General features: G+C 73.1%; 7 protein-coding genes. 2 read left to right on the top strand and 5 right to left on the bottom strand.

The window, feature by feature from the left end; translation table 11 throughout:
- Positions 1 to 2,272: tetratricopeptide repeat protein (locus CC117_RS14530; protein ID WP_206744822.1), on the top strand; the 2,272-nt coding region annotated here is incomplete at its 5' end.
- 15 nt (positions 2,273 to 2,287) lie between these two features.
- Here the strand turns inward: CC117_RS14530 and CC117_RS14525 are convergent.
- From CC117_RS14525 to CC117_RS14505, 5 genes are all read right to left on the bottom strand, one after another.
- Entirely contained in the window at positions 2,288 to 3,028 is a 741-nt protein-coding gene (locus tag CC117_RS14525; RefSeq protein WP_071084406.1) for a sensor domain-containing protein, read from the bottom strand.
- Complete coding sequence (locus CC117_RS14520; RefSeq protein ID WP_198541853.1) at positions 3,028 to 5,325, bottom strand: M48 family metalloprotease; 2,298 nt, start codon at positions 5,323 to 5,325, stop codon at positions 3,028 to 3,030. Before CC117_RS14520 ends, CC117_RS14525 begins: the two co-directional genes overlap by 1 nt.
- A gap of 143 nt (positions 5,326 to 5,468) precedes the next feature.
- Complete coding sequence (locus CC117_RS14515; protein WP_071084402.1) at positions 5,469 to 5,807, bottom strand: hypothetical protein; 339 nt, start codon at positions 5,805 to 5,807, stop codon at positions 5,469 to 5,471.
- Positions 5,808 to 6,162: 355 nt separating this feature from the next.
- Positions 6,163 to 7,110 (bottom strand): hypothetical protein, encoded by a 948-nt coding sequence (locus tag CC117_RS14510; RefSeq protein ID WP_071084401.1) that lies wholly within the window; start codon positions 7,108 to 7,110, stop codon positions 6,163 to 6,165.
- The gene (locus CC117_RS14505; protein WP_071084399.1) at positions 7,110 to 8,156 is read right to left on the bottom strand and encodes an SPFH domain-containing protein; all 1,047 of its coding nucleotides are present in this window, start codon (positions 8,154 to 8,156) and stop codon (positions 7,110 to 7,112) included. The genes CC117_RS14510 and CC117_RS14505 overlap by 1 nt, the downstream gene beginning before the upstream one ends.
- 107 nt (positions 8,157 to 8,263) lie before the next feature.
- On the opposite strand from CC117_RS14505, the gene CC117_RS14500 reads away from it, so the two are divergent.
- Entirely contained in the window at positions 8,264 to 9,052 is a 789-nt protein-coding gene (locus tag CC117_RS14500; RefSeq protein ID WP_241830102.1) for an NUDIX domain-containing protein, read from the top strand.
- The last annotated feature ends 143 nt before the right edge of the window (positions 9,053 to 9,195 follow it).

The raw sequence follows: 9,195 nt of genomic DNA, 5'->3' as shown, positions 1-9,195 counted from the left end.
CGGCGCTCCGGTGACCGGCGCTCCGGTGACCGGCGCTCCGGAGACCGGCACGCCGGCAACCAGCACGCCGCGGGCGGTGGCGCTCGTCGGCCTGGGCGGCGTCGGGAAGAGCGCACTGGCGCTGGAATACGTCTACCGGCACGCGGACGAGTACGACGTCGTCTGGTGGGTCCCCGCCGAACCCGTCGAGCTGATCTCCGGTCACCTCGCGACGTTGGGCGAGGCACTCGGTCTGCCTCGTGACGCCGGCCCGGCGGCGACGATCGCGGCACTGGGCCGGGCCGGCCGGTGGCTGCTGGTCTTCGACAACGCCGACCGGGTCGACGACGTGGCACCGTTCCGGCCGCTCTGGGACGGTGGCCACCTTCTCGTGACCTCCCGCCAGCGCGGCTGGGGTTCGGTGGCCGCGACGGTGGACGTCCCGGTCCTGCGGCGGGCCGAGTCGGTGTCGCTGCTCGCCGGCCGGCTGCCCGGGGCGAGCCCGCACGCCATGGACCAGATCGCCGGCCTGCTCGGCGACCTGGCGCTGGCCGTCGAGCAGGCCGCGGCGTTCCTCCAGCACAGCCGGACGCCCGCGGAGGACTTCGCGGCGCTCCTGCCGCACCGGCTCGAGGACGTCACAGACCTCGGCGAGGTCGCCGACCGGCCCGGGCAGACCGTGGCCAACCTCTGGGACCTCTCTGTTCGGCGCCTGTCCGCGCGGCGGCCGGGCGCCGTGGAGCTCCTCGAACTGCTGGCCTTCGGCGGCGACGAACCGGTGCCTCTCGACCTGTTCACCAACGCCCCCGACCAGCTGGGCGACGGTCCGCTCGGCGGCGACGCCCGCGATCCGGTCGCCTGGGTGCGGACGGTCGGTGACCTGGTCGGGCACGGCCTGGCGGATCGCACCAACACGGCGGTGAAGGTGCACCGTCTGGTGCGGGCGACCACGCGGCGCCGCACCGCCACCCGCCGCCGTGAGGCCTGCCTCACGGCGCTGCTCGGGCTGCTGCGCGCGGCCATCCCGCAGCGGATCCAGAGCAACCCGGACGCCTGGCCGCGCTGGCAGGCGCTGTTTCCGCACGTCCAGGCCGCCCTGGACCGGCCGGATGACCAGTTCGCCGCCCCGGGCCGCGCTGATCTCTCCTGGCTGTGCGACCGGGCCGCGGGCTATCTCCGGGAGCAGGGGCTGCCTGCCGCCGCGCGCCCGTACGCCGAACGGGCCCTCGCGCACGCCGAAACCCTGTTCGGCCCCGAGCACCCGGAGGTCGCCAGCTGCCTGAACAACAACGCGATGACGCTGCTCGACCTCGGCCGGCCGGCCGAGGCGCTTCCGCTCGCTCGACGAGCGCTGGACATCGCACTGCGGGTGCACGGGGAGCAGCACAGCGACGTCGCGGTGGCGCTCAACAACCTTGCGGGGGTGCTGCGGGAGCTCGGAGCACCGGGTCCCGCGCTGGGGCTGCTGCGCCGTGCGCTGGCGATCGACCGGAGACTCGGCGGTGACACCGGCCCGGACATCGCGGCCCGGCTGTGCAGCCTGGCGCAGTGCCTGCGCGAGCTCGGGCGGTTCGACGATGCGCTCCCGCTGGCACAGGCGGCCCTGCGGATGGATGAGGATCTACACGGAGCGTTTCATCCGGTCGTGGCGGGCGACCTCGCGGCGCTGGCCGACATCACGCAGGACCTGGGCCAGCCGGGCGAGGCGGAACCGCTGGCCCGGCGGGCGCTGGCGATCGACGAAGGCGTGTACCACGGTGCTCATCCGATCGTCGCGATCAGGCTGAACAGCCTGGCCGGAATACTGCAGGATCTCGGCCGTCTCGACGAGGCCCGGGAGTGCCTGGAGCGTGCGTTGGCCATCGACGAGCGGGTCCACGGCGCGGTGCACCCGGCGATCGCGGTCGATCTCAACAACCTGGCGCAGGTTCTGCAGGATCTCGGCCGCCTGGACGAGGCCCGGGAGTGCCTGGAGCGTGCGTTGGCCATCGACGAGCGGGTCCACGGCGCGGTGCATCCCGCGGTGGCCGCGGATCTCCAGGGCCTGGCGCATGTCCTGCAGGACCTCGGGCAGCTCGACGAGGCCCGTCAGCTGCTCGAACGCGCGGTGTCGATCGACACGGCCGTACACGGCCCGGACCATCCCGTCGTCGCACGCCGACTGCGCAATCTGGCGGGGATCTACCGGGCGCTCGGCTGGGCGGAGCCGGGCGCGGCCGCGACCGTGCGGGCATCGGCCATTCTGGCCGCCGCCGCGCGCAGACCGGAGGATCCCACCGCCCCCGCGCCATGACGTCCGTCACCGGTCTCATGCCGGTCGGGCGGTGGCGGACGCACTGCGTGCTTCCACCATGGTGGCGAGCCGCGCGGCAGCGGCCCGCGCCAGGGCGTCGACGGCCTGGTCGGACGGGCGTTGGCCAGCAGCGACAGTGAGAACGACCAGATAGTCGTCCACCCGGACGATGACGAACTGGCTGTGGATGGAAAGAACCCCGTCGTCGTAGACCACCGTCGCCGCCCAGCTTTCGGAACCGAGCCGCGGCGGGGTCCGGGCCGTCACGGTCTCCTCCGCGGGAGGCCGGGCCGTCGTGATGGTGAACCGTGTGCATGAGGTGAGGGTGTCGACCACCTCGTGGAACCGTTGCCGGGCACCGCCCGGCGGATACGCGCGCAGCACCTGCTGAATCCACGGGCCGGTGAGGTCGTCCTGGACGAAGAACGCCCGAGCCTGACTGGCCCGGGGATCGGCCGGCCGGTCGAGCTCCAGTTCGTTCAGGGTGCGGGCGCACGCGGGCGGCTCGGAGACCGCGTCGGTCGGGTCACTCGGCTCGCTCCGCCGGAACCCGGCCGGGACGTCGGCCAGCTGGAGGAGCCCGGAACGGAGCACGGGCACCGGCGTGACCCCTGCGCCCAGGCCCGCGACGTCACCGCCGGTCGCCCTGGCCGGCCCGTCCGGGCCCTGGGCGCACGCCCCCACCGCGGCGCTGACCAGCAGGGCCAGGACGGCCAGAAGTAAAGACCTGCACCGGGGACGACGACGCCGCCCCATCATGGCCCTCCTGACTGCGGTCCGACTGACAGCGGTCCGATTCCGGCAGGCCTGCCGTAGCGCCGCTCCACGTCACACAGGCGCAGCAGCGCGAGCGAGGTCTCGGCCAGCCCGGCGATATCCACCTCGCCGAGATAGGCGGTGCCGATCACGCGCATCGCCGGGTCATCGGTGCGGGCGAGATGGGTTCCGAGCGCGAGGCGGACCTGGCTGTCCCCAAGCGCGTCGATGACGGGCCTGCCGTCCGTCGCGCCCAGCCAGGCACAGACAAAGAACCCCTGGCTGCTCGGCGGCAGCGCGAGCGGATCCTGGACGGCGCGCTGCCCGGACAGCCCGGCCGCGGGCTCTGCCCCCGTCCCCGTTTCTGGGCCTGCGCCTGTCCCGGGCCCCGTTTCTGGGCCTGCGCCTGTCCCGGGCCCCGACCTGGGCACGGGCGGTGCACCAGCGAAGGGGTGCGGGAGGGCCGATGCCAGAAGGCCAGCGGCCACAGCGGCCGCGGCGACCGGCGCCCAGGCCCGCTGGACGCGACGTCCGCCACCGGCCGCAGCCGTCACCAGAACGGCCAGAGCGAGAACGATCGTTGCGACCACCAGAGCCCGTGGCAGTGGCCGTTGGACCCACCACGCGAGACTCGACGCCGCCCAGCCGGACGAGAGCACGTGGAGGCTGTGGAACCACAGCGCAAGCGGGAGAGCCAGAACGAGAGTGCCGACAGCGACGAACAGCACCGTCGGGGCCTCCAGCCGCAGGCCCGGCGGTCTCCAGGCCAGGAGACCGCCCGGCGCGTCCGGGTGGACCGTCATCCGCCTGGCCAGGGCATCGGCCATGGCGACGATCCACCCCGTGACGACCACACACCCGCCGATGGTGACGCAGATCTGGAACAGCGCCGTCCGCGGCGAGACCTCGCCGAGGGTGGTCGAGCCGAACCAGGTACTCGTCGTGCTGATCACCGCCGGCCAGTCACCGGCGGCGCGGGGCGACAGCTCGTTGCCCACGACCAGCCCGATGCCGAGAGCAACACCGGCGCTGACCGTCCGCGGCGCCCACACCCGTGCGCGCCGGCGTGCGGGCAGCGGCGGCCCGGGCCGTGCCGGTCCGGGCTGTGCGTACCAGGCCTGGCAGGAGCGCCAGGCGGCCAGGCCGACAACCCCGGTCACCGGCAGTCCGACCAGCAGGCCGGTCAACCAGGACGACAGCATGGGATGGCCGACGACGAGCCCGCCGATCGCCCGCTGAACCTCGGCGAACCCGAGCCCCGCGGCCAGCCCGACCCCCACGGTCTCGCCCGGGTGGAAGGTCATGGCCCGCTCCGGGTGGAGCACCGCCTTTCGGCGGTTCTCCATGGTGGGGTGCCGCGACAGCATGGTGGGGTGCCGCGACAGCATGGTGGGGTGCCGCGACAGCCAGCCCGCCGACGCGCCGGCCCGGTCCCTGAACGGACCCAGCGGCCGGTCACCGGGGTCGGCGAGCGTGTCGACCAGGTCGACACGCCCCTGGACGTCGGCCACCGCCCGCAGGTCGGCGTCGACCTCGCGTGCCCGCAGGTACCCCGCGAACGCCGCATAAACCAGGAGGGCGACACCGGCCAGACGCAGGGCGACCGTCACACTCGGCGGCCCGGCCAGCCAGCCCAGTCCGGCCCAGCCGGCGGCCGCCAGAGCGAACTCCACCACGGTCAGCGCCGCGAATCCATACCACGCCGACATCGCGAGGTAGGTGCGGTCGACATCCCGGTTGCGTAGATGGCCCAGCTCATGCCGGACAACGGCGCGGAGAACCCGCTGGCGCGACGTGCCGTCGCTCTCCCGCGAGATGCCGCCGCCGACCGGTGACGTGCCGGGGCTGACCAGCTCGGAACCAAGCGCGATGCGGTAGGACCCGCGCCGGCCGAACGTCCACGCGTCGTCCGCGTGGATATCGGGGACGAAGAGGAACGACGGCCGCCGCCGGGGCGGAAGGCCGGCTTCGGTGACCAGCCGTTTCAGCTCCGGGCCTACCTGCGCCGATTCCGGCAGCGGGACGAGCCCGTTTCTCGCGGCGATCAGAAGCGGGGCGAGGAGCCACCCCAGAGTGGCGGTCGCCGCCAGGGCCGCGGGGCCCAGCAGGGTGACCACCGACTGCCAGCGCACAACGCTGTCCAGACAGTCGTTGAAACCCGCGACCGCGGTGATGGCGGAATCCGGGCCGACCGCGAGCCGGTCGAGACAGCCGCGGTTCTTCGCCGGCCAGCTGTTCTGCCCGAGCACGAATACCCAGTACGAGGCGAACATGGACCCGGCCGCAAGACTGAGCACCAGGAGAACCAGCCGCGACGTGGACGGATGCGGCAGCAGAAAAGGATCGAAGTGGTACCGAGGCCGGTCAGCCTCGTCGGCGTCGGCGCAGACGTCGGCGRAATCTGGGCCGGTGGAACGGTTGTCGCCCCCGGACGCCGTCCTCATGGCCCGGGGCGCTCGCTTTTGTCGACCAGCCAGTACCGTTCGATCGCCGCCACCAGCCTGTCGAGCTGTTCCGGCTCGATCCCGATCGCCGCTGCCTTCTCCCACACGGCCGTGATGTAGTCCTGTCGCCGCTCCGGGGGGATGCCCGGCACCGGGGGCTCCGGATTTCCGCGCCGCGCGGGCCGCCACCGGCTCCGGCCGGAGGGCTGTGGGACGCCCGAGCGTTTTCTGTCCTCATCCTCCTTCTCCGCAGCCTCCAGGAGCACGGAACCCACCGTCATGAGCACCAGATAGGTCCAGCTGTGGCCACGGGTGCGGATTCCGGAGCCGAGCACCCGGTCGCGGGTCCGCCGTTTCGCCGGCGCCCCCGGTACACATCCCATATCTCGGGGAGGAAGGGAGTCTCGCCGGGCGCGAGGTCGGTCAGAATGTCGGCGATGACGTCGTAACAGGTTCGCGACGCGTCCGGATCTGCCACAGGCCCCCCGTCTCGATCCTCGGCATCAGGGGGTGCGGGTATCTCGTCAACGGTGCATGACGCACCTGATCAAGCAGTGTCAGGAGTTGTTCGCCAGAGATTGTCGCAGTGCCCCCGAGACTTCCGGGCAGATCATACGTCATCCCTGGAAGACCCGGTATGCGGGGATTCCGGGCGGTGCGGTGGCACAATCCCTTACGCGTCGGTGTCGATCAGAGCAGACGCAGCCTGCGTGCGGCGACGCCGACGGACAGGCGCTGTCCCCAGGTGAGGGTGATGGTGTCGGTCTCGATGCCGTCGCCGAAGACGATCAGGCGTTCGGATTCGGCTCGGACCTCGATGCGGGCTGGTGCGGGTAGCAGGCCTTCGACGAGGTTGGTGCTGGTGCTCGGTGACGGCCAGGCTTCCCGGACGAACCAGACCAGGCCGGCGGTGTCGGGGGTGGGCAGCGGCAGGTGGCTGCTTCGCTGCTGCCACACCGAGCGGCACCAGCCGCTGCAGCCGGTTCCCGTCCCGACGAGCACGCCTGACGAGGCCTGGCGTTCCGTGTGAAGGGTGCCGGCGTGGTCCGGGGCGGCGAGCTGGTAGCGGGCGGTCTGGTGTGAGGGATGGCCGACGTAGATCTCGTTGAGTGCGAGCAGCCGTTGGCCGTCGTCGGAGACCGCCTCGACCATGGTCGCCGTGTGGACGGCCGGGCCGCCGTGGTCCTGTCCGGGGACCGCGGGGACCGGACCGCGCGCCGCGCCCGCCGCCGCGCGCAGCAGCCCGGCGAGTTCGCCGACCGCGTGGCGGACCAGGATGCCCGGGTTGCGGCCGGGCTCCGGGTCGACGCCGATGACCGGTTGGCCGTCGAGGTACTTGGCCACGTTGGCCACCAGCCCGTCCTGACCGACACAGACGATCAGGTCGTCCGGTGCGAACAGGAAGCGGTCGAGGTCGGAGCGTTCGACCTCGCCTCGTCGCCAGTCGGCGGGCACGGCGGCCAGCGCGGCCTGGCGGGCCGCGGTCACAGCCGCGTCCCGTTCCCGTACCCCGGCCAGGTCCCGGCCCCGGCTGGCCAGGAAGAAGGCGGCCTGGCCGGCGGTGCCGTGCCGTTCGAGCAGCTCGGCGTACTCGGTGCGGCGGTGCACCAGGACAACCCGCGGCGTGAGCGTGGCCATCAGGCCGCACCTGTCCGCGCCGCGCCGGCGAGCCTGGTCAGCAGTTCGCTCAGGACGTCCGGCGTGATCGTGAGGGCCTGGATGTCGGGAAGGTGGCCGGCCAGGTCGCGGACGGCCAGCGTGATCGCCGTCCGGTTGTCGAGGTCGCGCAGGGCCTCCACCCGGGCCCGCTCGGCTGTGCCCTCGGCGGCGCCGACCTGTTCGATCTCCTCGGCCCGGGCGGCGGCGGCCAGGCGGGTCGCCTCGGCGTCGCCGGCCGCGACGAGGCGGGTGTGCTCGGCCTTCGCCTCCACCGCGATCCGGGCCGCGGCGGCCTTCTCGGTCGCGACCCGCCGGTCGTTGGCGCCTCGCTGTGCCACCAGGTCCGCCTCGCGGCGGGCCAGTTCGATCTGGTTCTGCATCTCGTTCTCGGCGATGCGGCGCTCCTGCTCGACGGCAAGCGCGCGCCGGCCGTAGGTCGCCCGGTCGGCCTCGGCCTGGATCTGTTCCCGGGTGGGCGTGCGCAGGGCCTTCTCCAGCTCCGGCTCGGGGCGGATCGCGACGACGCGGACGCCGACCACCGCCACCCCGGTCGCGGCCAGGCGCTCGTCGGTCACGAGCCCGCTCGCGAGGCGCTCGCGGACGGCCGGCACGCCGTCGACCAGGGCGTTCRTCAGCGTCGTGCGCGCCATCAGGTCGAAGGCGTGCTGCTGGGCGGTCTCGACGATAAGACCGCCGAGGTGCTCCAGCGGGGTCGCGCGCCAGGCACCTGTCTCCGGGTCGACTCCGAAGTCGAGCCGGCTGGCGGCCAGCGTGGGGTCGGCCACCCGGAAGGTGACGGTGGCCTGCACGGCGACGTCCTGGAAGTCGGACGTCCGGGCGTGGAAGAGCAGCGGGAGCTCCCGGTCGTCCACCGGGATCTCGCTGATGACCGCGGTGCGTGGCCGGTACCAGAAGCTCAGGCCGACCCCCTCGTGCCGGGCCTTTCCGCCGCTGACGTGGCGGACGTAGGCGGTCGGGGTGCCCCGCAGGTGGCGCAGGAACGGGGCGCGGCTGATGTCGGCCACGGTGGCCTCCTCGCTGGTAGCTGGCCGGGACGCCGGTCGGCGGAGCCCGCCCGGCCCGGTTGATCTCGTCGAAATGACGATAAGGGGCGAAGGAGGTTTTCGTCAATATGACGATAGTGTCGGGTATAGTCGGCTGTGTGACGGACGAGAGGCTGCAGGACGACGGGTACGTCGCCTACGGGGTGACAGTCGACCTGGTGATCCTGACCATCCGGGCTGAGCAGCTGTGTGTGCTGCTGGTCCGGCGGGGGCTGGCGCCGTTCGCGGGTGCGTTGGCGCTGCCCGGCGGCTTCGTCCGCCTGGACGAGACCCTGGTGGAGGCCGCCCGCCGGGAGCTGGCGGAGGAGACCGGCCTGCTGCTGCCCGAGCCGCCGCCGCAGGGATCCGCGTGGCCGGGCGTGCATCTGGAGCAGCTGGCCGCCTACGGCGCGATCGACCGGGATCCGCGGGCGCGGATCCTGACGATCGCCTTCCTGGCTCTCGCGCCCGACCTGCCCGAGCCTCGAAGCGGCACTGATGCGGCGGCGGCCGAGTTCGTCCCCGTTGCCGCGCTGACCGGCCTGGGAGGGCTGGGAGGGCTGGCCTTCGACCACGCGGAGATCCTCGCCGACGGGCTGGAACGGGCCCGGGCGAAGCTGGAGTACACCGCGTTGGCCACCGCGTTCTGCCCGGCCGAGTTCACCGTGGCCGAGCTGCGCCGGGTCTACGAGATCGTCTGGGGCGCCCCGCTCGATGCGCGCAACTTCCACCGCAAGGTCACCGGCACGCCCGGCTTCCTGGAACCGGTGGGTCACTCGACCGCCCGGGACGGTGGCCGGCCCGCCGCGCTCTATCGCCGCGGCGCCGCCGAGATCCTCCATCCGGCGATGCGCCGAGCCCGCGCGGCCGGACCCTGATCAGTCGGCCTGCCCCGCCCGAGCACCGCTCCAGAGCCGCGGCGTCGGTGCGAGTCGACGCCTGTCACTCCTGCATCTCGCGGCCGGGACACGCCCACACCACGGCGTGGCGGACACGCGGCGGCGAACACGGACCGCGTCAC

Source organism: Parafrankia colletiae, assembly GCF_001854655.1.
Lineage (GTDB): Bacteria > Actinomycetota > Actinomycetes > Frankiales > Frankiaceae > Parafrankia > Parafrankia colletiae.
This window is presented reverse-complemented; position numbering and strand designations above follow the sequence as displayed.